This is a genomic window from Caballeronia ptereochthonis (assembly GCF_001545075.1).
GTDB classification, from domain to species: domain Bacteria; phylum Pseudomonadota; class Gammaproteobacteria; order Burkholderiales; family Burkholderiaceae; genus Caballeronia; species Caballeronia ptereochthonis.
Map to the genome: position 1 here is coordinate 270,923 of NZ_FCOB02000002.1, position 26,624 is coordinate 297,546.

A 26,624-nucleotide genomic window follows, 5' to 3' on the forward strand; every position below is an offset into this window, starting at 1 on the left:
CACGCCGGCCGGCGTGCGCGCGCCCTCACATTACATCGACTGCTTCGCGGCGAGACGGAACTTGTGCAGCAGCGGTTCCGTGTAGCCGTTGGGTTGCGTGCGGCCTTCGAACACGAGGGCGCACGCAGCCTTGAACGCGAACGAGCTGTCGAAGGCGGGCGCCATCGGGCGATAGGTCGGATCGGCTTCGTTCTGCTTGTCGACGACAGCCGCCATGCGTTCGAGCGTCTTGCGAACCTGCTCTTCCGTGACGATGCCGTGACGCAGCCAGTTCGCGATGTGCTGGCTGGAGATGCGCAGCGTCGCGCGGTCTTCCATCAGGCCGACATCGTGGATGTCGGGCACCTTCGAGCAGCCGACGCCCTGATCGATCCAGCGCACCACATAACCGAGAATGCCCTGCGCGTTGTTCTCGATTTCGTTCCTGATGTCCTCTTCCGACCAAGACGGCTTGTCGACGACGGGAATCGTCAGCAGACCGTCGAGCAGCTCGTTCTTCTGGCTGTCGTAGTCGACGCTCTCGAGCTCCTGCTGAACCTGCTGCACGTCGACCATGTGATAGTGCAGCGCGTGCAACGTGGCCGCCGTGGGCGAGGGCACCCATGCGGTGTTCGCGCCTGCCCGCGGATGCGCGATCTTCTGCTCGAGCATCGCGTGCATCAGATCGGGCATCGCCCACATGCCCTTGCCGATCTGCGCGCGCCCGCGCAGGCCCGTGTTCAGGCCGACGAGCACGTTGCTGCGCTCATAGGCGTTGATCCACTTCGACGACTTCATGTCGCCCTTGCGCATCATCGGGCCGGCTTCCATCGACGAATGCATCTCGTCGCCGGTGCGATCCAGGAAGCCCGTGTTGATGAACGCGACGCGCGGACCCGCCGCCGCGATGCACGCCTTCAGGTTGACGCTCGTGCGGCGCTCCTCGTCCATGATGCCCATCTTGATCGTGTGACGCGGCAGGCCGAGCAGGTCTTCGACGCGCGAGAAGAGTTCGTCCGCGAACGCGACTTCGGCGGGCCCATGCATCTTCGGCTTCACGATGTAGATGGAACCCGTGCGCGAGTTCATCTTGTTCTTGAGGTCATGCATTGCGCCGAGCGTGGTCATCACGGCGTCGAGGATGCCTTCCGGCACTTCGTTGCCGTCGCGGTCGAGCACGGCGGGGTTCGTCATCAGATGGCCGACGTTGCGGATGAACAGGAGCGAACGGCCGTGCAGCCTGACGGTCGAGCCGTCGGGCGCGGTGTATTCGCGGTCCGGATTCATGCTGCGCGTGAAGGTCTTGCCGTTCTTCGTCACCTGCTCCGACAGATGGCCCTGCATCAGGCCGAGCCAGTTGCGATAGAGCTGCGTCTTGTCGGCGGCGTCGACAGCCGCGACCGAATCCTCACAGTCGATGATCGTGCTGACCGCCGCTTCGATCAGCACGTCCTTCACGTGCGCCGCATCCGTCTTGCCGATGGGATTGTTCGCGTCGATCTGAATCTCGAAGTGCAGGTCGTTGTGCTTGAGCAGGATGCCGCTGGGCGCGCTCGCATCGCCCTGATAGCCCGCGAACTGTTCGGCGTTTTCGAGGCCGCTCTTGCTGCCGTCCTTCAGCGTGACGACGAGCTTGCCCTGCTCGACGCTGTACTTCGTCGCATCGGCGTGCGAGCCGTGCGCGAGGGGCGCGTTGTCGTCGAGGAAGGCGCGCGCATAGGCGATCACCTTGGCGCCGCGCTTCGGATTGAACTGGGCGGTGCGCTCGGCGCCGTCGCTTTCGTCGATGGCGTCGGTGCCGTAGAGCGCGTCATAGAGACTGCCCCAGCGCGCGTTGGCCGCGTTCAGCGCATAGCGCAGGTTGGAGAGCGGCACGACCAGCTGCGGGCCGGCCTGCTCGGCGATCTCGCGATCGACGTTGGCGGTGCTCGCCTGCACGTGGGCGGGCGCGGGCACGATATAGCCGATCTCTTCGAGAAACTTGCGATAGGCGCGCAGATCGCGCACCGGGCCGGGATTGTTGCGATGCCAGTTGTCGAGTTCGGACTGCAGGCGGTCGCGCTCGGCGAGCAGCGCGCGGTTCTTGGGGGCGAGGTCGTGCACCAGCGCATCGAATCCCTTCCAGAAGGACGCACTGTCGACGCCCGTGCCGGGGATGGCTTCCTCATCGACGAACTTCGCCAGGCTCGCGTCGACCTGCAGGCCGTGTTGTTTGATCATGTCGTTCATGGGCACTCCGGCTGATTTTTCTGCTACACAGGGGTTTTGGGGTGGGCTGGCCACTATGGTAGCGCGTCTTGGGAGAGGATCGAACCCCAGGAAGGAGGCAAGCGGTGTGCCAGGGGGTGTCCGTGCCGGCGACGGCTGGAACGCGGGAAAAGGCGCTGGGGCTGTTAGCCGCGAGTTTGCAGACTTTCTGCGAGGGACTGAAATTGCAGCAGGAGAGCGCGGAGGTCTTCCCGGATCGTCGCCCAGATGACGTTCATGTCGATCTTGGAAATAGCCGTGCGCAAGCGCGTTGCGCATTTCGTAAGCGGATAAAAAAGGAACTTCGGGGTGCAGCAGCAAAGGCGGGGAAGTGCGGTCGAATATTCTGCTGGCCTCCCCGATGACCTCGAGATTGCGAATGACGGCGTCCTGAAGCAGTTCGTCTTGCAGAAAGGCGGTTTCGTCGATTCCGCCGGTATAGCGGCTGATGCGTTCGATTGCCGTAATGACTTGGCTCACGTGATCAGTCAGCGCGTGTGCGTCGCGGCCCATACTGGAATGGCGTCCGCAATGCGCGCAACTCGTGGCGCATTGCTCCGATGTCGAGCATCGTGGTCTTGGGCGTCGGATCGATCAGCAAATCGAGGTCGCTGTCTTCCGTGTCTTGCCCGCGCGCGACGGAACCGAACACCCGCGCGTTCGATGCGCGATGGGCTTCGACGCATAGCGTTACTTCATTCCCGATGCGCCAATGCGTGGTCCAGGCGTTCGGAGAAATGAAAGCAACTCGGCCAGGAATCAAGCCCGGCTTCCATGCCAATACAGCTCACGAAAGACCGGGCTCGAACGGCAACCCACGACTCGCTATGCCTTGAGCAAATCCTCGATCATCACCGGCAGCTTCCTCACGCGCACGCCCGTCGCGTGATACACGGCGCCGGTGATCGCCGCCGCGATGCCCGCCAGCCCGATCTCCGCGATTCCCCGTGCGCCGAGTTCGTTGAAGATCGTGTCCGGATAATCGAGGAAGGTGACGTCCATCTTCGGCGTATCGGCATTGGTCGCGACGACGTAATCCGCCAGGTTGCTGTTGATCGGCGCGCCGCTGCGATCGTCGTAGACCGTGTGCTCGAACAGCGCCATGCCGACGCCCATCACCACCGCCCCTTCGATCTGATTGCGCCCGGCGCGCGGATTCAGGATCCTGCCGGCATCGATCACGGTCACGACGCGGCTCACGCGCAGGCGCGCGGTCGCGGGTTCCCAGGTCACTTCGGCGAAGTGCGCGCCAAATGAATGAATCGACCACTTCTTCTTGAGCGGATCATCGAAGCCGCCCTTGGCGCTACCGCTTCCCGACGCCGCGTGCAGCTTCGCCGCTTCGAGTATCTGCGCATACGGCACGCCGCTCTCCGGCCGCTCGTTCTTGCGATGCACCTGGCCGCCGGTCATCGCGAGTTCTTCGGGTTTTGCGCCGGCGAAGGGCGAACCTTCGGTCTGCGCCGCCCGCGCAAGCAGCGTCCTGACGGCGGCGCGAACCGCATCCGATACCGCCGGAATCACCGACGCCGTCGCCGCCGATCCGCCCGACACCGGCCCGAGCGGCAGCGCCGTATCGCCGAGACCGACCTCGATCCTGTCGAGCGGAATGCCCGTATGTTCCGCGACGAGCTGCGCGAGGATCGTGTACGTGCCCGTGCCGATATCCTGCGTGCCGCACGCGACGCGCGCCTTGCCGTCCGCGCGCAGATCGACGGTCGCATCCGCGGAGAAGCGCAAGCCCGGCCAGCTGCATGCGCCGACGCCCCAGCCGAGCGTGAGCCCGTCGCGCTTCATCGAACCGACTTCCGGCGTGCGCCTCGACCAGCCGAACTTCTCCGCGCCGGTCTTCAGGCACTCGACGAAATGCCGCGACGAGAACGGCAGGCCGGTGCTTTCATCGACGCTCGGCTCATTGCGCAGACGCAGCTCGACCGGGTCCATCTTCAACGCGATGGCGAGCTCGTCCATTGCCGATTCGAGCGCGAACAAGCCGGGCACGGCGCCGGGACCGCGCATCGCCGTGGGCGAGCCGACGTTGCGCTTGACCGTGCCGCCCGTCACGCGCAGGTTGGGCGTGCTGTACATCGACGGCGTCGCTTCGCCGCAGTCTTCCATGTATTCGTCGGCGAGCGCGGCGTGATTCACGAAATCGTGCCGCAGCGACACGAGCTTGCCGTCCTGCGTTGCCGCAAGCCGCATCCGCTGCTGCGTGGTCGGCCGGTGCCCGACGTTCTGAAACATCATCTTGCGCGAGAGCACGAGCTTCACGGGCCGTTCCGTTTGCCGCGTCGCGGCCGCGGCGAGCAGCGAATGCGGCCACATCCACAGCTTGCCGCCGAAGCCCGAGCCGAGATAGCGCGAGATCACGCGCACTTTCTCTTTCGGCAGGCCCATCATCTGCATCAGCGTGCCCTGATGATTGGTGACGGCCTGGCTCGTCTCGTAGAACGTATAGCTTTCGCCGTTCCAGTGCGCGACGGTCGCATGCAGTTCGATCGGGTTATGCGTTTCGACCGGCGTGACATAGGTCTCGTCGATTTTCACGGGCGCGTCGTCGAAGGCCTGGTCGGGGTCGCCGCGCTTGCTGTGCACGTCGAGTTCCTTGTCGGCCCCGAGCGTCGCGCTGACGTCGTGCGGCGTCTTGTCATAGCCGACCTTGATCGCCGCGGCCGCGGCGGTCGCCGCTTCCAGGGTTTCGGCCACGACGAGCGCGACGTATTGCCCGTAATAGCGGATGATGTCATCGTCGAACGGCGGGCGGTTCTCGTCGACGAAACCGGTATCGATCGAATTGCCGGAGATGCGATAGAAGCGGCCGATATTGCCGCGATGCAGAATCAGCTTCACGCCGGGCATGGCCTGCGCGGCGGCGAATTCGAGCGACGTGATCCTGCCGCTCGCAATGGTCGCGCCGACCGGCACGGCATACAGCATGCCGGGCAAGTCGACGTCGGAGGTATAAGTCGCGCGGCCGCAGACCTTCAGCGGTCCGTCGATGCGCGACTGGGGCCGTCCAATGAAGGACTGCGTGATGTCGGGCGCGGTGGACATGTTCGGTTCCTCGGTCGTATTCAGGATGTTTGCGTGACCATCTCGAGCGTATGCACGATGCAGCGCTTCGCGAGCTCGACCTTGAAGCCGTTCTCGCTTTGCGGCTTCGCATCGGCGAGCGCGGCATCGGCGGCGCGTCTGAACGTGGCTTCGTCGGGCGCCGCGTCCTGCAGCTCCTTCTCCGCCTCTCGCGATCTCCACGGCTTCGTCCCGACGCCGCCGAGACCCACGCGCGCGTGCGCGATGCGTCCATCCTTCACGCCGATCACGACACCCGCCGACGCCAGCGCGAACTCATACGACGCGCGATCGCGCAGCTTCAGATAAGCGGAGCGCGCGCCTTCCACCGGCGGCGGCAAGGTGACGTGCGTGACCAGATCGCCCGCATCGAGCACGTTCTCGCGATCGGGCGTCGCGCCCGGCAGCAGAAAGAACTCGTCGATCGGAATCGCCCGCTTGCCGCCCGTGCCTTCGACGTGAATCGTCGCTTCCAGCGCCTGGAGCGCCACGCACATGTCCGACGGATTGCTCGCGATGCACGATTCGCTCGTGCCGAGAATGGCCATCATGCGATTGACGCCCTGAATCGCCGAGCATCCGCTGCCCGGCTCGCGCTTGTTGCAAGGCGACGCCGTGTCACGGAAATACACGCAACGCGTGCGCTGCAGGATGTTGCCGCCGGTCGTCGCCATGTTGCGCAACTGCGCGGAGGCGCCCGCGAGCACCGCCTGCGACAGCACCGCGTAACGCTCGCGAATCAGCGGATGATGCGCGAGGTCCGAGTTGCGCGAGGTCGCCCCGATGCGCACGCCGCCGTCCTGCGTCGCCTCGATCGCATCGAGCGGCAGGCGGCTGATATCGATCACGCGCATCGGCCGCTCGACGTTCAGCTTCATCAGGTCGAGCAGCGTCGTGCCGCCCGCGAGAAAGCGCACTTCCGCGCCTTGCTGCGCGGTATGCGCGAGCGCGCCGGCATTGATCGCTTCGCGCATGTCGCGCGCGCGCGAGAGCTGAAACGTTTCCATGTCGCTCTCCTTACTTGGCCGAAGGCTTGGTGGCGCGCACCGACTGGATCGCCGCGACGATGTTCTGATACGCGCCGCAGCGGCACAGGTTGCCGCTCATCGCTTCGCGCACGTCGTCGTCGCTCGGGCCGATGGGCTCGTTGAGCAGCGCGACCGCCGACATCAACTGACCGGCCGTGCAGTAGCCGCACTGATAACCGTCGCATTCGACGAACGCGGCCTGCAGCGGATGCAGCGCATCCACTTCGCCGATGCCTTCGATGGTCGTGACGGTGTCGCCATCGCACGCGGCGGCGAAGCACAGGCATGAGTTCACGCGGCGGCCGTTCACATGAACGGTGCATGCGCCGCACTGGCCGTGATCGCAGCCTTTCTTCGTGCCGGTGAGATGCAGATGCTCGCGCAACGCATCGAGCAGCGTCGTGCGCGGGTCCAGCGAAAGCGTATGGCCGCGGCCATTGACCGTCAGCGTGAAGGTGACGTTCGCGGCGCCGGTCTCGGGCGGCGTCGGCGTGAGTGCATCGGCGCGCCGGCTCTTGTTCGGCGTATCGGCGTGCGTGGTTTTCGATTGGGGGACAGGACGTTGTGGCATCGGGCATTCTCCTGGAATGGCGATCGCGCAAAAGCCGCACTGAAGCGGCAAGAGCGGCAGGATGTGAGAAAGACGAAGATGCGGCGAAGCGTGTCGGGCGCCGGTGGTGCTGGGAAAGAGCGGCGGGAAAGGATCTGCGCGTCGCGCGCAGGACTTTCGAACGCCGACGGTGCAGCGAATATCGACACTCAAGCCAGTATAGGCAGCCGCCGCGGAACTTTCCTGATCGAACGCCAGCGCATGAAACATGCCCGTGGTCGCTGGACGCCTTTTCGGCCGGCGTGCGCGACAGGCGAGAGCGTCAGTGCGGGAGCACGCCCCGCGCGAAGAGCGAAAAAATGAACACGCCGACCGTCGTGAATGCGACGAGCGCCACGAGGATCAGGATCAGGCGCAGGATCATCTGCATCGCGTCGCTCCAAAAAAAATGGCCGCTTGCGCGGCCGGAAGGAGGGTGGGTCGGTCAGACTTCAGAGTAAGCGCGCTTTCTTAAATCAGACTTAAGCGCATCGATCCTCAGTGCGGGCCGCCCATTTTCCTTGCTTGCGAGCGCGATGCAGCATGCTCAAGCCAGCGCTTCGCTGTAGCGATCGCGCAGCGGGAAAATCGTCAGAAGCGCGACCGCGCTCCCGAAGATCACGTAATAGCAGATCGAGAGCGGGTCGCCAGTCGTCATCGTGAGCCATTGCACGATGGCCGGCGCGAAGCCGCCGAAGATCATCACCGCCACGTTGTAGCTCACCGAGATGCCCGTCGAGCGCACGCTCGAGGGAAGCAGCTCGGAAATGAACGCAGGATAGCAGCCCTGGAAGATGCCGAGGTAGGTCATGAGCAGCGCCTGGCAGACGATCAGCACGGCCAGGCTCGGATGCGCCGTCAGCACCGCGAAGATCGGATACGCGGTGAGGAGCGAGAGTGCGAGGGCCGTGGCCATCAGCTTCTTGCGGCCGATGCGGTCGGACAGGCGGCCGAAGATCGGGCAGCAGACGAGATACACGAGCGCGCCGATCGTCGAGCTGATGAGGCCGTCGGTGAGCGCCATGTGCAGCACGCGCGTCGCGTGCGTCGGCAAATACAGCAGGAAGATGTACGTGCCGATGGTGCCGAACACCGTCAGGCCGAAGCCCGCGAGGACGGGCATCCAGTGCTTCGTGGCGGTATCGCGGATCGGGCGCGTGGTCAGCTCGTTCTTCTGCGCCTTGTCGACGAACACGGGGGATTCATCGAGCTTCGAACGCAGATAGAGACCGACCGGCACGATCAGCAGACCGATCACGAACGGGATGCGCCAGCCCCAGCTGTTCAGATGCTCGGGGCTCAGCGTGCGCGTGAGCACCGCGCCGAAGAACGACCCCGCGAGACTCGCCGCGGCCTGCGCGACCATCTGGAAGCTGCCGAAATAGCCGCGCTTGTTGGCGGGCGCGTATTCGACGAGGAACGCCGTCGCGCAGCCCACTTCGCCGCCGGCGGAGAAGCCCTGGATCAGGCGGCCCAGCAGCATCAGCAAGGGCGCGGCGATGCCGATCGCGGCATACGTCGGCGCGAACGCGATGATGGCGATGCCGACGGCCATCAGCGAAATCGTCAGCGTGAGCGCCGACTTGCGCCCGACGCGATCCGCCACCGCGCCCAGCACGATGCCGCCGAGCGGCCGCGTCAGAAAGCCGACGCCGAAGGTGGCCCAGGTCGCGAGCAGCGAGATGGTGGGATTCGTCGCGGGAAAGTACAGCTTCGCAATGATGACCGCGAAGAAGCCGTAGACCATGAAGTCGAACCATTCGAGCGCATTGCCGATGGTCGATACGACGATGGCTCGTCGGCCGGACAGATTGAGCGCGGCGTCCTGGTCGGCCGCGTGTGCTGCAGGTAGTACGGTGCTCATCGAATGCACTCCGTGGGCGTGGGGCGATTGATCAATGCCGGTCTGTTTTCGTGCGGCGACATCCGCTTTCTCATGGCTTGCCGGGCAGGCGCGCAAGCCGCTGCAACACGCAAACATTACGCCTGGTTGAAATAAGAAAATATAGAATTTCTGAACTGACACTCAAGGAAACCTGATCGAACGATCAGGATTGCCTCTAGGCCAAATGAGCAATATCCGCTTCCTGCGCACCTTCATCGCCGTCGCGCGCTACGGCTCTTTCGCGGCAGCCGCCGAGAAGGTCGCGCTCACGCAAGCCGCCGTGAGCATGCAGATGCAATCGCTCGAAGACGATCTGAAGCGGCCGCTCTTCGACCGCGTGGGGCGCACGAACCGGCTGACGAGCATCGGCAAGCAGGTGTTGCCGCAGGCGGAGCGCATCGTCGCGCTGTACGACAGCATGCGGCTCACCGGCCTCGACGATGAGATCGCCGGGTCGGTTTCCATCGGCGCGGTCGATTCGGCGATGGGCGCGCTCGCATCCGTCGTCACCGAATTGAAAGGTCAGTATCCGCGGCTCGATGTGCGGCTGTTCACCGGCAAGGCGCTCGCGCTCGCGCCGCAAGTGGAGGCGGGCGAGATCGATGCGGCGGTGATCGTCGAGATGGCGGGCAAGACGCCGGCGAGCCTCAACTGGACGCCGCTTTATTCCGAGCCGCTCGTGGCGATCGGTTCGCCCGGCAGCGCGCCCGCGAGCGCCGCCGAGATGCTCGCGAACCGTCCGTTCCTGCGCTTCGATCGCGCGCAGCGCACCGGCGCACTGATCGAGCGCGCGCTCAAGCACAACCGGCTCGTGGTGAACGAGTTCCTCGAACTGAATTCGCTGGAAGTGATCGTCGAACTGGTGCGGCAGGATGCGGGCGTGTCGGTCGTGCCGCTGCTCGAATATGGCTCGTGGGCCAGCGATCCCGCGCTGCGCGTGCTGCCGCTCGCAAAGAACACGCCGCGCCGCGTGGTCGGCATGCTGGAGCGCAGGATTCACGATCGCCATTCAGTGATGAGCGTCGTGCAGGAGCGCATTCGATTGCGTTCGCATGGAGCCTTGCCGCCGCGCGAGGCTTGAGACTGAAGCTAAAGCTTTCCTTAAGTCACGGACAAGAAATATCAGCTTTCCCTGTGAATTCCGGCCATCGACAATGCATCGGGCATGACCGTGCCGTTCGTTGACCCATTCACACAAAGAGGAAAGCATGTCGATCATTCCCGAGATCGCCCAGTCGCGCGACGAGATTCAGGCCATTCGCCGCGATATCCACGCGCATCCCGAACTTTGCTACGAAGAAGCGCGCACCGCCGAGCTCGTCGCGCAAAAGCTCGAGGGCTGGGATATCGAAGTGACGCGCGGGCTCGGCAAGACGGGCGTCGTCGGCGTGCTCAGGAAAGGCGCGGGCAAGCGCGCGATCGGCCTGCGCGCCGACATGGACGCGTTGCCCATTCCCGAGCTGAACACCTTCGCGCACGCTTCGCGCCACGAGAACAAGATGCACGCGTGCGGCCACGACGGCCACACCGCGATGCTGCTCGGCGCCGCGCAATATCTCGCGAAGCATCGCGACTTCGACGGCACCGTCGTCTTCATCTTCCAGCCGGCGGAAGAAGGCGGCGGCGGCGCGAAGGCGATGATCGAAGACGGACTGTTCGAGCGCTTTCCCGTCGATGCCGTGTTCGCACTGCACAACTGGCCGGGCATGCCGGCGGGCGAATTCGGCGCGCGCGTCGGCGCGACGCAGGCTTCAAGCAACGAGTTCGAGATCCGCATCGAAGGCGTGGGCGCGCATGCGGCCATTCCGCACGACGGCGTCGATCCCGTGTTCACGGCGCTGCAGATCGGCACCGGCCTGCAAAGCATCGTGACGCGCAACAAGCGCCCCATCGATGCCGCCGTGCTTTCGATCACGCGGATGCAGGCGGGCCACGCGGTCAACGCGATTCCGACGACCGCGACGCTCGCCGGCACCGTGCGCACGTTTTCCGTCGACGTGCTCGATCTGATCGAGACGCGCACGAAGGAGATCGTCGCGGCGACGGCGGCGGCGTATCGTTGCAAGGCCGAAGTTAGTTTCCTGCGCAACTATCCGCCGACGGTGAACACCGAAGCCGAGACGCACTTCGCGCTGGGCGTGATGCGCGACATCGTCGGCGCACAGCGCGTGAACACCAGCGTCGATCCGACGATGGGCGCCGAAGACTTCTCGTACATGCTGCTGGAGCGGCCCGGCTGCTATGCGTATATCGGCAACGGGCTGGGCGCGCATCGCGAGCATGGTCACGGAATCGGTCCGTGCATGCTGCACAACAGCAGCTACGACTTCAACGACGAACTGCTGCCGCTCGGCGCGACGTACTGGGTGCGGCTCGTCGAGAAGTTTCTCGCGCGCGCCTGACGCAACGGAGGAGGTGGACATGTTTTCATCGACCTACCGCGATGCGCGTCGACGATTTCTCGATACGGCCGCCGAGCGCAAGCGCGCGGTCGATACGCGCGTGCTGGATGGCGTCATCGGCCTCGAAGGCGAGACGCTCGCAACCGACATCGTGCGCATCGGTCCCGCCGATGCGAAGCGCCTGCTCGTGCTCACGTCCGCGACGCATGGCGTCGAGGGCTTTTGCGGCTCGGGCGCGCAGATCGCGTTGATGCGCGACGACGTGCTGGCCGCGCTGATGGACAGGCTCGGTGTCGCGATGCTGCTCGTTCATGCGACCAATCCTTATGGTTTCTCTCATCTGAGCCGCACGACGGAAGGCAACGTCGACCTGAATCGCAACAGCGTGGATTTTGCCGGACCTCTGCCGCGGAACCCGGCCTATGCGGAACTGCACGAGCTGCTGGTGCCCCCGAACTGGCCGCCCGACGAGGCGAATGTGGCGGCGATTCGCGGCTATATCGAAGCGCGCGGGCAATGGGCGTATCAGCAAGCCGTGACGACGGGGCAGTACACGCATCCGCAAGGCATGTTCTACGGCGGCGCGGAGGCTGCGTGGAGCACGCGCACGATGCGGGCTGTGCTCGCGGAATACGGCGAAACGTGCGTGTCGATCGGCTGGATCGACTTTCATACGGGACTCGGCCCGCGCGGCTTCGGCGCGAAAATCTGCGTCGGCGACGTGCAGCGCGCGCGACGCTGGTGGGGCGCGGACGTGACGAGCCCGTCGGACGGCACGTCGATCGCGGCGGACGTCGCGGGGCCGCTGCTCGATACGCTGCGGCAGACGTGCCCCCACTCGGCGAACGCGGCGATCGCGATCGAATACGGAACCGTGCCGCTCACCGACATGCTCGACATGCTGCGCGCGGACGTCTGGGTGCGGCATCATCCGCACGCGCCCGAAGCGCTGAAGGCCGCGATTCGCAAGCAGATTCGCGCGGCCTTCTGCATCGACGACGATGTGTGGCGCGGCATGATCATCGGACAGGCGCGCGCGGCCGTGCTGCAGGCGCTGTACGGCCTGTCGCGCGAAGAGGGCGTCTAACGCAGTTCGAGCCACATCGGCTGATGATCCGATGACCGGCTCTGCTGATCCGCTTCGCATCCGACGATGCGCGGCTTCAGATCTTCCGTCACGAAGATGAAATCGCATGCGAACGGGCCATCGGGCCATTGATCGTGATCGTACAGGCCGACGGTCGCCGCGCGCGGCTCGTTCGGATGCGCGCAGGTCCAGGCATCGACGAACGCGGGCGCATCGGCGAACGGCTCGAGCATCGCGCGATACGCCGACGCTTCGAACGCGCTGTTGAAGTCGCCACAGATGATCGCGGAGCTCGGCCGCGCGGTGTCGGCGAACGGGCTCGACTGGCTCTCGGCCTTCGCCGGGCGGCGCCCATGATCGCAGGCTTCGGCATGCAGCTCGCGCAGGCGCGCGATCTGCGCGAGCCGCTGCTTCTCCGAATAAAACTCCAGATGCGTGCTGATGATGCGCAGCGGGCCGACGTCGGTATCGATGACGGCTTCGAGTGCGACGCGCAGCATCGATGGCTTCGCCGGATCGGCGGGCCACGGCAATGAATGGCGCAGTACCTGACGCACTGGCAGGCGGCTCACGATCGCGTTGCCGAATTGCCGCCGCGCGAGGCCCGCGCCCGCGGGCGGCAGATCGGAGCCGATGCAGTCCATGACGGTCGCGCCCGGAATGAGTTGTTCCAGCTCGGCGAACTGATCGGCGCCCGGATGGCCGGCGAGGCCGCCCGCCTGTTCGCTTTCGTGGAAGCCGCGCGTCACTTCCTGCAGGCACAGCACGTCGAAATCGTGCAGTTCCTTCGCTTAGGTGACGATGCGCGCGAGATCGACGCGGCCGTCCACGCCGCGTCCCCATTGGATGTTCCAGTCGACGAGTCTCATAAGTAACCTGATCCGTTGTGTTGCGTTCATCGCTCAGGTCGCATCAATCGTGCCCCGCCTGGCTACCGTCGATTTCTACCGATGTCCGGCCGGCGACGCGGGTGGATGTCAAATTTCATCGAATTGTTCCAAACCTGCTGAAAATCGCGGCAAATCGCTCTTGATTAGACACACCGGGCACATAAGAATCTGGCGACGTTTCGCACGCTTACGAATCTGTCCGTGTCAGGACGGGCAGCCATTCGAATGGATCCGAACGTTAGTCATCCTTTTGCTCAGGCCCGCGTGGTCTGAATTTCCGTTTGGAGCAACTCATGCAGCAACGCATTTCCCATCTCGTTCGAATCCTTTCGGCAACGGCTACGGCCGGTGCAGCCCTCGTGTTCCTGTCCGCCGCTCAGGCACAACAACCCGCGAGCCCGGCCTCGGGCGCCAGTCCCGCAAATGCCGCCAGCGCGGTGCAAGGCGTGGGCGAGGCAGCCAGGATCAACCTCACGGCGACGGTCACGCAGGTCTTCGCCGATACGAACAGCGTGGAAGTGAAGGGTCCGAAAGGCAACACGGTCGTGATCGATGTCGACCCCACCGTCGCCGACGTCAGGAAACTCAAGGTGGGCGACGAAGTGCACGTGGCGTATCGCGGTGCGCTGCTGATCTCGGCGGACAAGGTCGATCCCAAAGGCGTGCTGTCGCGTGTGAAGGCGGAAGAGACGACGCCCGCATCGGGCGGTGTCGTCGTGAAGACGGCCGGCGTGCAAGTCGTGGCCGTCATTCAGAAAATCGACATGAAGACTCGCGAAGTGACGCTTACCGGTCCGAAGCGCACGGTGACGCTGCAGGTTCAGCCCGATGTCCAGCTCGACAAGCTCAAGGTAGGAGACAGCGTCATGGCGACGTACCTCGCGGCTACCGCGATCGACGTCACCCGCAACGGAGTGATCGTCAAGTAAGGGCGGAGGCACGGCTTTGTCATTGCGCGAGGAGCACGCACCGGAAAATCGGCCGTGTCTCCTCGTTCATTCATGCGATGCCGGGTTCTGATTTTTCATCGCGGTGCCGAAGATGCGATTCGCACCATCAACAAAAGGATGTCGTCCGGATCATGAAAGCAAGCATCGAACTTTCGCTCGGCGCGCTCCTGCTGATGTCGTACGGCATCGCAAGCCAGGCGCAACAACCGGCACAGCTCGTGCCACAGCCGGTTCAGTCCACGGCACCCCGGTCGCTCACCAGGGAGCAGCAAGCCGTCCTGGACAAGCAAGACCAGGATATCGCTCAGGTCGCGCTCGACATCGTGAGGACGATCGACGAGGGCAAGGCAGGAGAGGTGTGGGATGGCGCGTCGCCCGTCGCCAAACGGATCATTTCGCGCGACGATTTCCTGAACAAGATCGCGCATGATCGCGCGCAGTTCGGCGCGCCCGGCATGCGCATGCCGATGGGTATCCGGCACTACCGATACGACGGCACCGGCAAGCTGCCCGCCGGCGCCTATATCAACGTGCTCTTCGATACGCAGTTCAGTCAGGTCGCGCAGTCGGCGCGCGAGATGGTGACGTTCATTCTCGACCCGGACAACGTCTGGCGTTTCGCCGGGTATTCGGTGCGCTGAACGCTACGTCGCATCACATGTTCGTGTAGGACGCGCACCATCCGCGTCCGGCCACCAGCTTCTCGCCGAAGAGCGTGCAGCCGCCCCAGGCATCCGTCGACTTGCCCTGGAACAGGGAGCAGTTTGCGCAGGTCTGCCCGGCGGAATAGTTCGAGTACTTCGACTTGTCTATCTTCGCGGCGTCCTCCTTGTAGCCGACGGCGACGGCCGCCGGGTCGGCTTCGCTCAGATGCGGCGCATCGGCGTCGGCTCGCGAGAGCCAGAGCGCCGAGCCCATGCCGAGGCTGAAAATCATGAAGCTGCGGCGGGATACGTTCTTCATGGCGGACCGTTCTTTGGGATCGTGGGTTGTTTTCGTGTGCGCCGAGGCGCTAGTCGAACAATACGCCGGCGCGCGATTTCGCGCCTTTTTCACGCGCGGCGGCACATGTTTGAGAATCGAACGATCGGTCTGTTTATGCGCCGCGCGATTTCGGCTTTCTCCTTCAACACCGGCGCGCACCGTTAAACCTTTGCGCGCACGTGCCGTAAATCAGCCAAGAACGCAGTTGCAATCGCGTGAATCATTCCCGCGGCGTCCCGGCCGCGGATCAATTCGAAGGAGAACGACCGTGACTGGAATGGACTGGATCGTGGCGGGCGCGTATCTGGCGGCGCTCGTTGGCGGCACGCTCATCTTGAGCGCGCTCGCGCACCGCAGCTTGCGACAAGTGGCGGATCGCGGGCGCTGAAACGACTGCGCGCCGGAAGCCGACACGAAGTCGACCGCCCGGCGCGCATAAAGGACGCTTGCCGACGGCTTACTGGAACAGCTTGACCGCCTGCGTGAGCGTGTTCGTCACACCCCATGCGAGCGGAATGAGCACATACGCCCAGAACAGCAAAAGCAGCCCTTTGTTCGACGAGCCACCTTCCTGAGCATCGATACGGGTATTCATTGCGGATCTCCTCTTTTCAATCTCAGCTGGCGGTCTGCGCCGATGTGTTCATGTGATGCTTCTCGTGCACGCGCGCGATCAGCAGGTTGCAGAGGAAGCCGATCACGAGCAGCGCGGCCATGATGTGCAGCGTCATCGTATAGGCATCTGCCTTGGCCACGCCGTGCGCCACTTCGTACGCGCGGATGTAGTTGACGAGCACCGGACCCGCGACGCCCGCCGCGGCCCAGGCGGTCAGCAGCCGGCCGTGAATGCCGCCGACGAACGCCGTGCCGAACATGTCCGCGAGATACGCGGGGATGGTGGCGAAGCCGCCGCCGTACATCGACAGAATCACGCCGTAGGCGAGCACGAAAAGCGCGATGTTGCCGGCGCTCGCGAATTGCGGCACGAGGAAATACAGCACCGCGCCCAGCACGAAGAACACGAAGTACGTGTTCTTGCGGCCGATCCAGTCCGACGCCGACGCCCACACGAAGCGCCCGCCCATGTTGAAGAGCGACAGCAGCCCGACGAAGCCCGCCGCCGCCCCCGCCGTGACCGACGCCTTGAAGCTTTCCTGAATCATCACCGATGCCTGTCCGAGCACGCCGATGCCCGCCGTCACGTTCAGGAACAGCACGAGCCACAGCAGATAGAACTGCGGCGTCCTGAGCGCCTGGTCGATGTGCACGTGGTTCTTCGTGATCATCTTGTTGGCGGTCACGGGCGGCGTCCAGCCGGCCGGCTTCCAGTCCGCGGGCGGAATGCGGATCGCGAGGGCGCCGATCGTCATCGAGATGAAGTACAGCACGCCGAGCACGAGGAACGTTTCGGCCACGCCGACGCTCGTCGCGCTCTTGAAGTGGTTCATCAGCGCGACGGAGCCGGGCGCCGCGATCATCGCGCCGCCGCCGAAGCCCATGATCGCCATGCCCGTCGCCATGCCGCGGCGGTCCGGAAACCAGCGGATCAGCGTCGACACCGGCGACACATAGCCGAGACCGAGCCCGATGCCGCCGATCACGCCGTAGCCGAGATAGAGCAGCACGATCTGATGCAGATAGACGCCGAGCGCCGCGACGAGGAAGCCGCCCCCGAAGCAGCAGGCAGCGGTGAACATCGTGCGGCGCGGGCCGACCTTCTCCAGCCACTTGCCGGCGAACGCCGCCGAAAGGCCGAGAAACGCGATCGCGAGCGAGAAGATCCAGCCGAGCGTGGTGAGCGACCAGTCATCCGGCGCGGACTGCGTGATGCCGATGACCTTCGTGAGCGGCGCATTGAACACCGAGAACGCATACGCCTGCCCGATGCACAAATGAACAGCGAGTGCGGCGGGCGGCACCATCCAGCGCGAGAACCCGGGCCGTGCGATGGTCGCCTCCTTGGAGAAGAAGCGCGTCGGGCCGTGCGCGGCCCCTTGATTGGTGGTGCTGTTCATTGTGGTCTCCGTGGCGCGCTGGGAATGCATGTGCGCGCTCGTCATTGCTTGCGGTGGCTGCCGGGGTCGCCGGGCAGCGGCCCGCCGTGGTTCATGCGATCGGCGACGCGGTCCGCATCGCCGATCGCAAGGCCATTTCGCGACGCCCAAACATGCAATGTAACGACATATGGGTGCGACGGTTTGCCACGGCTGGGCAAGAACATAGACAAGTGCCAGGCGCTTTGCAATATGAACACTTGTGCCATAAGCGTTTGCCCGCAGGCCTGGCGCGGCTCGCGCGGCAATGCGCGCGCATCCGTGACGCTTTGACGGCCATGTGAACTTCATGTGACGAACGGGGCGGCGCTGTACCGCATCGCTACAGCGCGAGGCAGGTGTTCTGTATGTGAACAGTTCGCGCGCACCTCGTAATAACCCTGACGTCGCGCCGCGGACCCGCATGCCGCAGCGGCTTGCGCGCCGACGACTTCATCGCGCGAACGATGGCATGGAACTCGCAAACAAGAGCGACCGGCGCCGGACTTCGGCAGTGCCGGCCCGTTCACGTCGACATGCGAGGAGCACATAGAAATGAATCACGCAGAGATGCAGTTCCTGAGCACCGAGTACCCGTACAAGAAGCAATATGGCAACTTCATCGGCGGCAAGTGGGTGCCGCCTGCGGGCGGTGAGTATTTCGACGATATCTCGCCGATCACCGGCGAACCCTTCACGTCGATTCCGCGTTCGCGCGAAGCAGACATCGAAGCCGCCCTCGACGCGGCGCATGCCGCGAAGGCGTCGTGGGGCAAGACCTCGGTCACGGATCGCGCGAACCTGCTCCTGAAGATCGCCGATCGCATGGAGGCGAACCTGCAGCGCCTCGCGGTGGCCGAGTCCATCGACAACGGCAAGCCGCTGCGCGAAACCATGGCCGCGGACATTCCGCTCGCGATCGATCACATGCGCTACTTCGCGAGCGCGGCGCGCGCGCAGGAAGGCTCGATCTCGGAGATCGATCACGATACGGTCGCCTATCACTTCCATGAGCCGCTGGGCGTCGTCGGGCAGATCATCCCGTGGAACTTCCCGATCCTGATGGCTGTCTGGAAGCTGGCGCCGGCGTTGGCCGCGGGCAATTGCGTCGTGCTGAAGCCGGCCGAGCAGACGCCTGCTTCCATCCTGGTGCTGCTCGAAACCATCGCAGACCTGTTGCCGCCGGGCATCATCAACGTCGTCAACGGCTTCGGTCTCGAGGCGGGCAAGCCGCTCGCCTCCAACAAGCGCATCGCGAAGATCGCGTTCACCGGCGAGACCACGACCGGCCGTCTCATCATGCAGTACGCGAGCCAGAACCTGATTCCCGTCACGCTGGAGCTGGGCGGCAAGAGCCCGAACATCTTCTTCGAGGACGTGCTGAGCGCCGACGACAGCTTCTTCGACAAGGCGCTCGAAGGCTTCGCGATGTTCGCGCTGAATCAGGGCGAAGTGTGTACGTGCCCGTCGCGCGCGCTTGTCCAGGAGTCGATCTACGAGCGCTTCATGGAGCGCGCGCTGAAGCGCGTGGCGGCGATCGCGCAGGGCCATCCGCTCGACACGAAGACGATGATCGGCGCACAGGCCTCGCAGGAGCAGCTGGAGAAGATCCTGTCGTACATCGATCTCGGCAAGCAGGAAGGCGCCGAGTGCCTCTCGGGCGGCGAGCGCAACACGCTGGAAGGCGAGCTGAAGAACGGGTACTACATCAAGCCGACCGTGTTCAAAGGTCACAACAAGATGCGCATCTTCCAGGAGGAAATCTTCGGGCCGGTTCTTTCCGTGACGACCTTCAAGAACGAGGAAGAGGCGCTCGAAATCGCGAACGATACGCTGTACGGTTTGGGCGCGGGCGTCTGGACGCGCGACGGCACGCGGGCCTACCGCTTCGGCCGCGCGATTCAGGCGGGGCGCGTGTGGACCAACTGCTATCACGCGTATCCGGCGCACGCGGCGTTCGGCGGCTACAAGCAGTCGGGCATCGGACGCGAGAATCACAAGATGATGCTCGATCACTATCAGCAGACGAAGAACCTGCTCGTCAGCTATAGCGACAAGCCGCTCGGCTTCTTCTAAGGCGAGAGGGGGCCGCCGGAAAACGGCGGCCCTTGAAAAGAAGAAGACCCAACGGCCGCGAAGCGGGCCGGAACGCTTTGGAGCTGAACCAGTGCCCTGAACGCACTGGCTTGGCAGATCGTGCGCGGGCCAAGCCGGGGGAGTCCTTTGAGGGCGACACTTAGGGGCTGAGTCACCCCGGACCATGACGACGAGTCCGCCCGTGGCACTCCGGGCCCAAAGCTGCTTTCTTTGGTTACTTTCTTCGCAGCAGCAAAGAAAGTGACTCCCGCCCCGGGGAGGGGCAGTGCTAATAGACCGACACGAATACAGGATTCTACGAAAGCAGAAGCAAGCGAGAAAGAGAAAACCATGAGCGAAGTATCCCGCGTCACAGCCACACCAGCCGCGATCGAACTGATCGAAAAACTCAAGGCCGAGCACGGCGACATGCTGTTCCACCAGTCCGGCGGTTGCTGCGACGGCAGCGCGCCGATGTGCTTTCCGGTCAACGAGTTCATGATCGGCGGCTCGGACGTCAAGCTGGGCATGATTGGCGGCGTGCCGTTCTACATGACCGAATCGCAATACGAGTATTGGCAGCACACGCAGCTCATCATCGATGCCGTGCCGGGCAACGGCGGCATGTTCTCGCTGGAGCGTCCGACCGGGCTGCGCTTTCTCACGCGTTCACGCCTCTATAGCGACGAGGAGAACGCGTGGCTCGAACAGCATCCGGTCGAGCACGTGAGCTGAGGCTTCAGTCCCAGCGCGGCGGACGCTTCTCGATGAACGCCTGCGTGCCTTCGAGCGTGGCGTCGTCCATCATGTTGCAGGCCATCGTTTCCGATGCGAGCGCGTATGCGGCTTCGATGCCGGTTTCGAGCTGCCGATAGAACAAGCCCTTGCCCGCCGCGACCGCTTCGCGCGGCTTGGCGGCGATCGCGGCAGCCAGCGTGCGGACCGCATCGTCGAGTTCGCCGGGCGATGCGACGCGGTTCACCAGACCGCGCTCGCGCGCCGTCGCGGCGTCGATGAACTCGCCCGTCACGAGCATCTCGAACGCCGCCTTGCGCGATACGTTGCGCGACAGCGGCACGCTCGGCGTCGCGCAGAACAGCCCGAGATTCACGCCCGAAACCGCGAAACGCGCGTCGCTCGACGCCACGGCGAGATCGCACATCGCGACGAGCTGACATCCCGCTGCCGTCGCGATGCCCTGCACGCGCGCGATCACCGGCTGCGGCATGCGCTGGATCGTGAGCATCATGCGGGAGCAGCGCGCGAAGAGCTCGCGATAGTAATCGAGCGCGGGCTCGGCGCGCATTTCCTTCAGATCGTGTCCCGCGCAGAACGCGCGGCCCGCGCCTGCCAGCACGACCACGCGCGCGTCCGATGCGGCGACCTCCTGCAACGCGCGCTCCAGCGCTTCGAGCATCGCTTCCGAGAGCGCGTTGAATGCTTCCGGACGGTTGAGCGTGAGCTTGACGACGCCCCTGGCGTCATACGCGTCGCGTTCGATCTGGATCAGTTCGCTCATCGAGATGTTCTCCATCAAACATCAATGGCCGCCACCGACCCCGCGCGCTTGCGCAACTCGAACTTCTGGATCTTGCCGGTGGATGTCTTCGGCAGCTCGCAGAACTCGATCGCGCGCGGCACCTTGAAGCCCGCGAGATACTGCTTGCAATGCGCGATCAGATCCTCGGCGCTTGCCTGTGCGCCCGTCTTCAGCTCGACGAAGGCGCAGGGCGTCTCGCCCCAGCGCGCATCCGGCTTCGCCACGACGGCGACCGCAAGCACGGCGGGATGCCGGTACAGCACGTCCTCGACCTCGATGCTCGAAATGTTCTCGCCGCCCGAGATGATGATGTCCTTGCTGCGATCCTTGATGCGCACATAGCCGTCCGGATACGCGACGGCCAGATCGCCCGTATGGAACCAGCCGCCGCGAAACGCTTCCCCGGTCGCGGCCGGGTTCTTCAGATAGCCTTTCATCGTGATGTTGCCGCGGAACATGATCTCGCCGATGGTCTCGCCATCCGGCGGCACGAGCTCCATCGACAGCGGATCGCGCACGGCGACCGCGTCCTGCAGGTGATAGCGCACGCCTTGACGCGCATTGAGCCGCGCGCGCTCGCCGATATCGAGCTCGCTCCATTCGGCCTGCTGCGCGCAGACGGCGGCGGGCCCATAAACCTCGGTCAGGCCGTACACGTGCGTCAGCTGGAAACCCATGCGTTCCATGCCTTCGATCATCGCGGCGGGCGGCGCGGCGCCGGCGACCATCGCATGGACTTTCTGGTCGATGCCGGCCTTCATCTCGTCGGGCGCGTTGACGAGCAGGTTCTGCACGATCGGCGCGCCGCAATAGTGTGTGACGCCCTCGTTACGGATCAGATCGAAGATCGCTTTCGCGTCGATCCGGCGCAGGCACACGTTCACGCCCGCGCGCGCCGCGACGGTCCACGGAAAGCACCAGCCGTTGCAATGGAACATCGGCAGCGTCCACAGGTAAACGGCGTGCTTCGGCATGTCCCATTCGAGGATGTTGCTCAGCGCATTCGTGTACGCGCCGCGATGGTGATAGACAACGCCCTTCGGATTGCCCGTCGTCCCCGACGTGTAGTTCAGGCAGATGGCGTTCCATTCGTCCGATGGCGGCGACCATTCGTATGCGGAATCGCCGCTCGCGAGCAGCGCCTCGTATTCGATTTCGCCGATGCGCTCGCCGGCGCCGGTGTACTGCGGATCGTCCACGTCGATGACGAGCACCTTCTGCGGAACGTCCGCCAGGGCCTTGCACATCACGTCCGAGAACTCGCGATCGACGAGCACCGCCTTCGCCTCGCCGTGCGTGAGCATGAAGGCGAGCGTGGCGGCGTCGAGCCGCGTGTTGAGCGTGTTGAGCACGGCGCCCGTCATCGGCACGCCGAAGTGCGCTTCGACCATTTCAGGCGTGTTCGGCAGCATGGCGGCCACCGTATCGCCGAAGCCGATGCCGCGCGCCGCGAGCGCCGACGCGAGCCGCCGCGTGCGCGCATAGGTTTCGGCCCAGTTGCGCCGCACATTGCCGTGTACGACGGCGGGGCGCGTCGGATACACGGATGCCGCGCGCTCGATGAACTTGAGCGGCGTGAGCGCCGCGAAGTTGGCGGCCGTCTTGGGAAGGCCATCGTCGTACATGCCGGCTGTCATCGTCGTCTCCTGTGCGCGCATTTCGATGCGCTTTCCCGATTATGCCCGCGTGGCTTACACACGACTGACGCCGGCGCACCATTCCACAGTGTCAGCATTTCGGCTTTTGTCCGATCTCATGGTTTGCCATGATTTCGAGCGCTCGCACCATCGCGGAGTGGTCCCACGCCTTGCCGCCGTGCGCCGTGCATGCATTGAAGAGTTGCTGGCACGTCGCCGTGTTCGGCAGCGCGACGCCGAGCGATTGCGCCGTCGCCAGCGCCAGGTTCAAATCCTTCTGATGCAGTTCGATGCGAAAGCCGGGATCGAACGTGCGCTTGGTCATGCGTTCGCCGTGCACTTCGAGAATGCGCGAAGACGCGAAGCCGCCCATCAGTGCGGTGCGGACCTTCTCGGCATCGACGCCCGCCTTCGACGCGAGCAGGAGCGCCTCGCCCACCGCCTCGATGGTCGCCGCGACGATCACCTGATTGGCGACCTTGCACACTTGCCCCGCGCCGACTTCACCGATGAGCGAGATGTTCTTGCCCATCATCTCGAAGAGCGGCTTGACCTTGTCGAAGGTGGCCTGCGCGCCGCCGACCATGATCGTGAGCGAGCCTGCCTTCGCGCCGACTTCGCCGCCGGAGACGGGCGCGTCGAGATAATCCGCGCCTTTCTCGCGCACCTTCGCCGCGAATTCGCGCGTGGCCATTGGCGAGATGGAACTCAAATCGACAACGATCTGCCCCGCCTTCAGCTTCTCCGCCACGCCCTTCTCGCCGAAGAGCACGCGCTCCACGTCTGGTGTGTCCGGCACCATCACGAACAGGATGTCGGCCTTCGATGCGACTTCGGCCGGGCTCCTGCACGCGACGACGCCCGCCTGCGTCAGTTCGTCGGGCACGCCGCTTCTCGTGAAGGCCGCAAGCTCGACGCCGTTCTTGCGAAGATTGACGGCCATGGGCTTGCCCATGATGCCGAGTCCGATAAAGCCAGCTTTCTGCATGTCTTCCTCCGGTGCGGTGAAGCCTTCAGACGAGATGTCAGGCGAGATCGTCGAGCTTGACCTCGAAGCCGCGCCTGACGGCAGGGCGCGCAAAGAGCGCTTCATACCAGCGCTTGACGTTGGGAAACTCGTCGAGCGAAACCTGATGCCGCTCATGCCGCCAGGCCCATCCGAGAATCGCGAAATCGGCGACGGACAGCGGTCCCGCGACGAACTCCACTTGCGCCAGACGCCGGTCGAGCACGCCATAAAGACGGCGGGTTTCATCGGAATAGCGCTTCAGTCCATAGCGGCGATCGCTTTCCGCCTCGACCATGCGGAAGTGATGCACCTGCCCAGGCATCGGGCCGAAGCCGCCCATCTGCCACATCAGCCATTCGAGCACCGGTACGCGATCGCGCAGGCCTGCAGGCAGGAACTTGCCGGTCTTCTCGCCGAGATAGAGCAGGATCGCGCCGGATTCGAACACGCTGATCGGCTGGCCGTCGGGGCCGTCAGGATCGACGATCGCCGGTATGCGGTTGTTCGGGCTGATGCGCAGGAACCCGGGCGCGTGCTGCTCGCCCTTGGAAATGTTCACCGTCTTCACGGTATAGGGCAGTTGCATTTCCTCCAGCGCGACGCTGATCTTGCGTCCGTTGGGCGTATTCCAGGTATGTAGCTCGATGGTCATGGCGATGCGTTCCGGTTCAGGTCAATGCGGGCGCGACGTAGCGCTGAAAACCCGTGCGCTGCGTGATGCCCACGTACCAGCGTTCGAGCTCGGGCAGCGCGGGCCGCGCGAGCTCGGCGATGCCGAACCAGCGGCGCGCATACGCCGCGATGACGAGATCCGCCAGCGTAAACGTGCTGCCTTCGAGATAGGTGCGGCCTTTCAGATGCGCATCGATGACGCGCCAGAGTTTCTCGACCCCGCTCGCGGCGGCGGCGAGCTGCGCCACGTCGCGGTCGGCGGGGCTCGTGCGGACATAGCCCCAGAATACCGGGCGCTCGGCGGGCTGCAGCGTGGAGAGCGTCCAGTCGAGCCAGCGGTCCGCGCTCGCGCGCACCTTCGGCTCGCCGGGGTAGAGCGTGCTGGCGGGGCCGTACTGCATCGCGAGATAGCGGATGATCGAGTTCGATTCCCATAGCACGAAATCGCCGTCGACCAGCGTGGGCACGCGGCCCATCGGGTTCATCGCGAGGTATTCGGGCTCGTCGTTGCGCCCGAAGTTCAGGCCGGCGTCGATGCGGTCGTACGCGAGTCCCAGTTCCTCGCAGCACCACAGTACTTTCTGCACGTTGACCGAGTTGGCTCTGCCCCAGATCGTCAGCATTCGATGTCTTCCTCCTTACGTGTCGTCCGGCGAAGGCATGACGGCGGGTCGCCGCGCCATGCCTTCGCTGCATTCGTGTCGAAGGATCAATCTTAGCCGGGTTCCGCGTTTTGCCGCGAACCTGTTTACTCGACGTGTGCCGCGAAACCGGTCCGGCCCTCCGCGAGTTCGTCGCGCAGCGTGAGCAGGGGAATCGCGTAATCGCCGTGATTCTGCTTGCGGAATGCGATGGGTGCGTCGTCCCAGAGGCGGTCGAGGCGCTGCCCGAGCGCATCGCAGGTTGCTTGCAGGCGCGCATCGTCCATGGTGCTCGTGTGATAGACGACGAAGGGCGGCAGCACGTCGAAGCCGGGATAGAAGAGCACGCCATGCTGGATCGGGAACAGGATGTCGTCGATCGGTCCGTTGATGCCGCGCGGGCCGTAGTGCGACTCCCAGCCGCCCGTCGTGACGACGATCATCGCGCGCTTGCCTGCCATCATTCCCTCGCCGTAGCGGTCGCCCCAATGGGTGTCGGAGTGTTCGCCCACACCGTAGCCGAAACCGTACGCATACACGCGCTCGACCCAGCCCTTCATGATCGCGGGCATCGAGAACCACCACATCGGGAATTGCAGGATCAAGGCATCGGCCCAGCGCAGCTTGTCCTGCTCGATTTCGATATCGCGGCTTTGCAGGCCGTTTTCGAATGCGTGTTTCGAATCGAGGCTCGGGTGAAACGGCGTGTCGCCATTGCGTTCGCGGACGTCGTTTGCATCGAGCGGGGCTTTCCAGTTCATCGCGTACAGGTCGGAGACCTGCACCGCATGGCCGTCATTGCGCAGCCGCTCGACCGTGAAGTCATTGATGGCCCCGTTGAGCGAGCGGCGTTCCGGGTGGGCATACACGATCAGCACATTCATGAAGCATCTCCAGTTCAACTCGGAAGGAGGCCAGAATAGGGCGTGCTCAGGTATATTGGAAATGAATATCTCGAATTGCAGGAATTAAAATGAATAATGTGCTTAGACGGCTCGATCTCAACCTGCTCGTCACGCTCGATGTCCTGCTCGCCGAGCAGAACGTCACGCGTGCGGCGGAACGTCTTCATTTCTCGCAGCCTTCCGTGAGCGTGCATCTGGCCAAGCTGCGCGATATCTTCGGCGATCCGTTGCTATTGCCCGGCCCGCGCGGCATGTGGCCGACGGCGCGCGCGCAAGCGCTGCGCGCGCCGCTGCGCGAGGCCCTGGCCTCGCTCGAACGCGCGGTGTCGCCGGAAGAAGCCTTCGATCCATCCGTCGCCGCCAACATCTGGCGCATCGCGGCGACGGACTACAGCGAATCGACCGTGCTTCTGCCTGCGCTCGGTGCGCTGCGCGCGGTCGCGCCGAATACGCGGCTCGCGGTCGTCGAGGCGAATCCGCCGCGGCTCGCGAAGGAAGCGGAGCTCGGCGACATCGATCTCGCGTTTCACATCACGTCGGATGCGCCCGCCGGTTTGCATCGGCGCGCGCTCTTTACGGAAAGCTATGTGCTCGCGGGCCGCAAGGATCACCCGCGCCTGAAGCGCCGCCCGACGCTCTCGCAGTTCTGCGCGCTGGACCAGGTGATCGTGTCGCCCGATGGCGGCGGCTTCCACGGTCCCACCGACGAAGCGCTGGCCGCGCTGGGCCTGTCGCGGCGCGTGGTGCTTTCCGTGCCGCATTTTCTCTTCGTGCGCTCGCTGATCGAGACGACCGATCTCGTCGCAATGCTGCCTTCGCGTCTCGTGCAGGACAGCGCCGCGCTCCGCATCGTCGCGCCACCTGTCGACGTACCGGGCTACGAGATGTCGATGTACTGGCACGAGCGCGTGCATCGCGATCCGGCGCATCGGTGGCTGCGCGAGTTCATTACGAAAGCAGTTTGAAAGTGTAGTGACTTCGCGGCTTTGCCGCATCGC

23 protein-coding genes and 2 pseudogenes are annotated in these 26,624 nt (G+C 64.5%); 8 read left to right on the forward strand and 17 right to left on the reverse strand.

All coding sequences use genetic code 11. The features are described 5' to 3' along the window. Positions 1 to 30: 30 nt before the first annotated feature. The 7 genes and pseudogenes from AWB83_RS03220 to AWB83_RS03245 form a co-directional block, all read right to left on the reverse strand. A complete protein-coding gene (locus AWB83_RS03220; RefSeq protein ID WP_167389056.1) occupies positions 31 to 2,208 on the reverse strand; it encodes a malate synthase G in 2,178 nt (725 codons plus the stop codon). 276 nt (positions 2,209 to 2,484) lie between these two features. Beyond that, a pseudogene (locus AWB83_RS37675) lies at positions 2,485 to 2,739 on the reverse strand (HepT-like ribonuclease domain-containing protein); the annotation flags it as partial. Further along, positions 2,711 to 2,878: a nucleotidyltransferase family protein gene (locus AWB83_RS03225; RefSeq protein ID WP_374729049.1), complete on the reverse strand. Its 168-nt coding sequence runs from the start codon at positions 2,876 to 2,878 to the stop codon at positions 2,711 to 2,713. The pseudogene AWB83_RS37675 and the gene AWB83_RS03225, both read right to left, overlap by 29 nt. Before the next feature lie 173 nt (positions 2,879 to 3,051). After that, positions 3,052 to 5,280, reverse strand: coding sequence for a xanthine dehydrogenase family protein molybdopterin-binding subunit (locus AWB83_RS03230; RefSeq protein ID WP_087042795.1), 2,229 nt, complete (start codon positions 5,278 to 5,280; stop codon positions 3,052 to 3,054). 20 nt (positions 5,281 to 5,300) lie between these two features. Beyond that, positions 5,301 to 6,305: an FAD binding domain-containing protein gene (locus tag AWB83_RS03235; RefSeq protein ID WP_087042796.1), complete on the reverse strand. Its 1,005-nt coding sequence runs from the start codon at positions 6,303 to 6,305 to the stop codon at positions 5,301 to 5,303. A 10-nt stretch (positions 6,306 to 6,315) separates the two neighbouring features. Continuing rightward, entirely contained in the window at positions 6,316 to 6,897 is a 582-nt protein-coding gene (locus tag AWB83_RS03240; protein WP_087042797.1) for a (2Fe-2S)-binding protein, read from the reverse strand. A gap of 565 nt (positions 6,898 to 7,462) precedes the next feature. Further along, entirely contained in the window at positions 7,463 to 8,779 is a 1,317-nt protein-coding gene (locus AWB83_RS03245; protein WP_087042798.1) for an MFS transporter, read from the reverse strand. A 205-nt stretch (positions 8,780 to 8,984) separates the two neighbouring features. On the opposite strand from AWB83_RS03245, the gene AWB83_RS03250 reads away from it, so the two are divergent. The 3 genes from AWB83_RS03250 (at position 8,985) to AWB83_RS03260 (ending at position 12,289) form a co-directional block, all read left to right on the forward strand. Next, positions 8,985 to 9,881, forward strand: coding sequence for a LysR substrate-binding domain-containing protein (locus AWB83_RS03250; protein WP_087042799.1), 897 nt, complete (start codon positions 8,985 to 8,987; stop codon positions 9,879 to 9,881). Positions 9,882 to 10,008: 127 nt separating this feature from the next. Next, complete coding sequence (locus AWB83_RS03255) at positions 10,009 to 11,202, forward strand: M20 aminoacylase family protein (RefSeq protein ID WP_087042800.1); 1,194 nt, start codon at positions 10,009 to 10,011, stop codon at positions 11,200 to 11,202. 19 nt (positions 11,203 to 11,221) lie between these two features. Continuing rightward, a complete protein-coding gene (locus AWB83_RS03260; protein ID WP_087042801.1) occupies positions 11,222 to 12,289 on the forward strand; it encodes a M14 family metallopeptidase in 1,068 nt (355 codons plus the stop codon). Here AWB83_RS03260 and AWB83_RS03265 read toward each other — a convergent pair. After that, a pseudogene (locus AWB83_RS03265) lies at positions 12,286 to 13,158 on the reverse strand (endonuclease/exonuclease/phosphatase family protein). The gene AWB83_RS03260 and the pseudogene AWB83_RS03265 overlap by 4 nt on opposite strands. Positions 13,159 to 13,472: 314 nt before the next feature. On the opposite strand from AWB83_RS03265, the gene AWB83_RS03270 reads away from it, so the two are divergent. Beyond that, positions 13,473 to 14,108, forward strand: coding sequence for a hypothetical protein (locus AWB83_RS03270; protein ID WP_087042868.1), 636 nt, complete (start codon positions 13,473 to 13,475; stop codon positions 14,106 to 14,108). Between the two features lie 152 nt (positions 14,109 to 14,260). Beyond that, positions 14,261 to 14,770 (forward strand): DUF4019 domain-containing protein, encoded by a 510-nt coding sequence (locus tag AWB83_RS03275; protein ID WP_087042802.1) that lies wholly within the window; start codon positions 14,261 to 14,263, stop codon positions 14,768 to 14,770. A 13-nt stretch (positions 14,771 to 14,783) separates the two neighbouring features. Here AWB83_RS03275 and AWB83_RS03280 read toward each other — a convergent pair whose 3' ends face one another. The 3 genes from AWB83_RS03280 to AWB83_RS03290 all read right to left on the reverse strand — a co-directional run bounded on the left by AWB83_RS03280 (position 14,784) and on the right by AWB83_RS03290 (position 17,128). After that, complete coding sequence (locus AWB83_RS03280; protein WP_167389057.1) at positions 14,784 to 15,092, reverse strand: high-potential iron-sulfur protein; 309 nt, start codon at positions 15,090 to 15,092, stop codon at positions 14,784 to 14,786. Between the two features lie 478 nt (positions 15,093 to 15,570). Then, entirely contained in the window at positions 15,571 to 15,708 is a 138-nt protein-coding gene (locus AWB83_RS03285) for an MFS transporter small subunit (protein ID WP_087042803.1), read from the reverse strand. Between the two features lie 22 nt (positions 15,709 to 15,730). After that, entirely contained in the window at positions 15,731 to 17,128 is a 1,398-nt protein-coding gene (locus AWB83_RS03290; RefSeq protein WP_087042804.1) for an L-lactate MFS transporter, read from the reverse strand. A gap of 573 nt (positions 17,129 to 17,701) precedes the next feature. Here AWB83_RS03290 and adh point away from each other — a divergent pair. Continuing rightward, a complete protein-coding gene (gene adh, locus AWB83_RS03295; protein WP_087042805.1) occupies positions 17,702 to 19,222 on the forward strand; it encodes an aldehyde dehydrogenase in 1,521 nt (506 codons plus the stop codon). 351 nt (positions 19,223 to 19,573) lie between these two features. Continuing rightward, complete coding sequence (locus AWB83_RS03305) at positions 19,574 to 19,957, forward strand: DUF779 domain-containing protein (RefSeq protein ID WP_087042807.1); 384 nt, start codon at positions 19,574 to 19,576, stop codon at positions 19,955 to 19,957. 4 nt (positions 19,958 to 19,961) lie between these two features. On the opposite strand, the gene AWB83_RS03310 is transcribed toward AWB83_RS03305, so the two are convergent. The 6 genes from AWB83_RS03310 to AWB83_RS03335 form a co-directional block, all read right to left on the reverse strand. Further along, positions 19,962 to 20,741, reverse strand: coding sequence for an enoyl-CoA hydratase (locus AWB83_RS03310; protein ID WP_087042870.1), 780 nt, complete (start codon positions 20,739 to 20,741; stop codon positions 19,962 to 19,964). A gap of 14 nt (positions 20,742 to 20,755) precedes the next feature. Further along, positions 20,756 to 22,399: an acyl-CoA synthetase gene (locus tag AWB83_RS03315; protein WP_087042871.1), complete on the reverse strand. Its 1,644-nt coding sequence runs from the start codon at positions 22,397 to 22,399 to the stop codon at positions 20,756 to 20,758. A 91-nt stretch (positions 22,400 to 22,490) separates the two neighbouring features. Further along, positions 22,491 to 23,543 carry a 2-hydroxy-3-oxopropionate reductase gene (locus AWB83_RS03320; RefSeq protein ID WP_341866673.1) on the reverse strand — a complete coding sequence of 351 codons (1,053 nt, stop codon included), beginning with the start codon at positions 23,541 to 23,543 and terminating at the stop codon, positions 22,491 to 22,493. Continuing rightward, positions 23,425 to 24,060, reverse strand: a complete 636-nt coding sequence (locus tag AWB83_RS03325) for a glutathione S-transferase family protein (RefSeq protein ID WP_087042809.1) — start codon at positions 24,058 to 24,060, stop codon at positions 23,425 to 23,427. Before AWB83_RS03325 ends, AWB83_RS03320 begins: the two co-directional genes overlap by 119 nt. Positions 24,061 to 24,076: 16 nt before the next feature. Beyond that, the gene (locus AWB83_RS03330) at positions 24,077 to 24,703 is read right to left on the reverse strand and encodes a glutathione S-transferase family protein (protein WP_087042810.1); all 627 of its coding nucleotides are present in this window, start codon (positions 24,701 to 24,703) and stop codon (positions 24,077 to 24,079) included. A 125-nt stretch (positions 24,704 to 24,828) separates the two neighbouring features. After that, positions 24,829 to 25,605 (reverse strand): NAD(P)H-dependent oxidoreductase, encoded by a 777-nt coding sequence (locus AWB83_RS03335; protein ID WP_087042811.1) that lies wholly within the window; start codon positions 25,603 to 25,605, stop codon positions 24,829 to 24,831. A gap of 89 nt (positions 25,606 to 25,694) precedes the next feature. On the opposite strand from AWB83_RS03335, the gene AWB83_RS03340 reads away from it, so the two are divergent. Continuing rightward, positions 25,695 to 26,591 carry a LysR family transcriptional regulator gene (locus tag AWB83_RS03340; RefSeq protein ID WP_087042812.1) on the forward strand — a complete coding sequence of 299 codons (897 nt, stop codon included), beginning with the start codon at positions 25,695 to 25,697 and terminating at the stop codon, positions 26,589 to 26,591. Positions 26,592 to 26,624 lie beyond the last annotated feature (33 nt).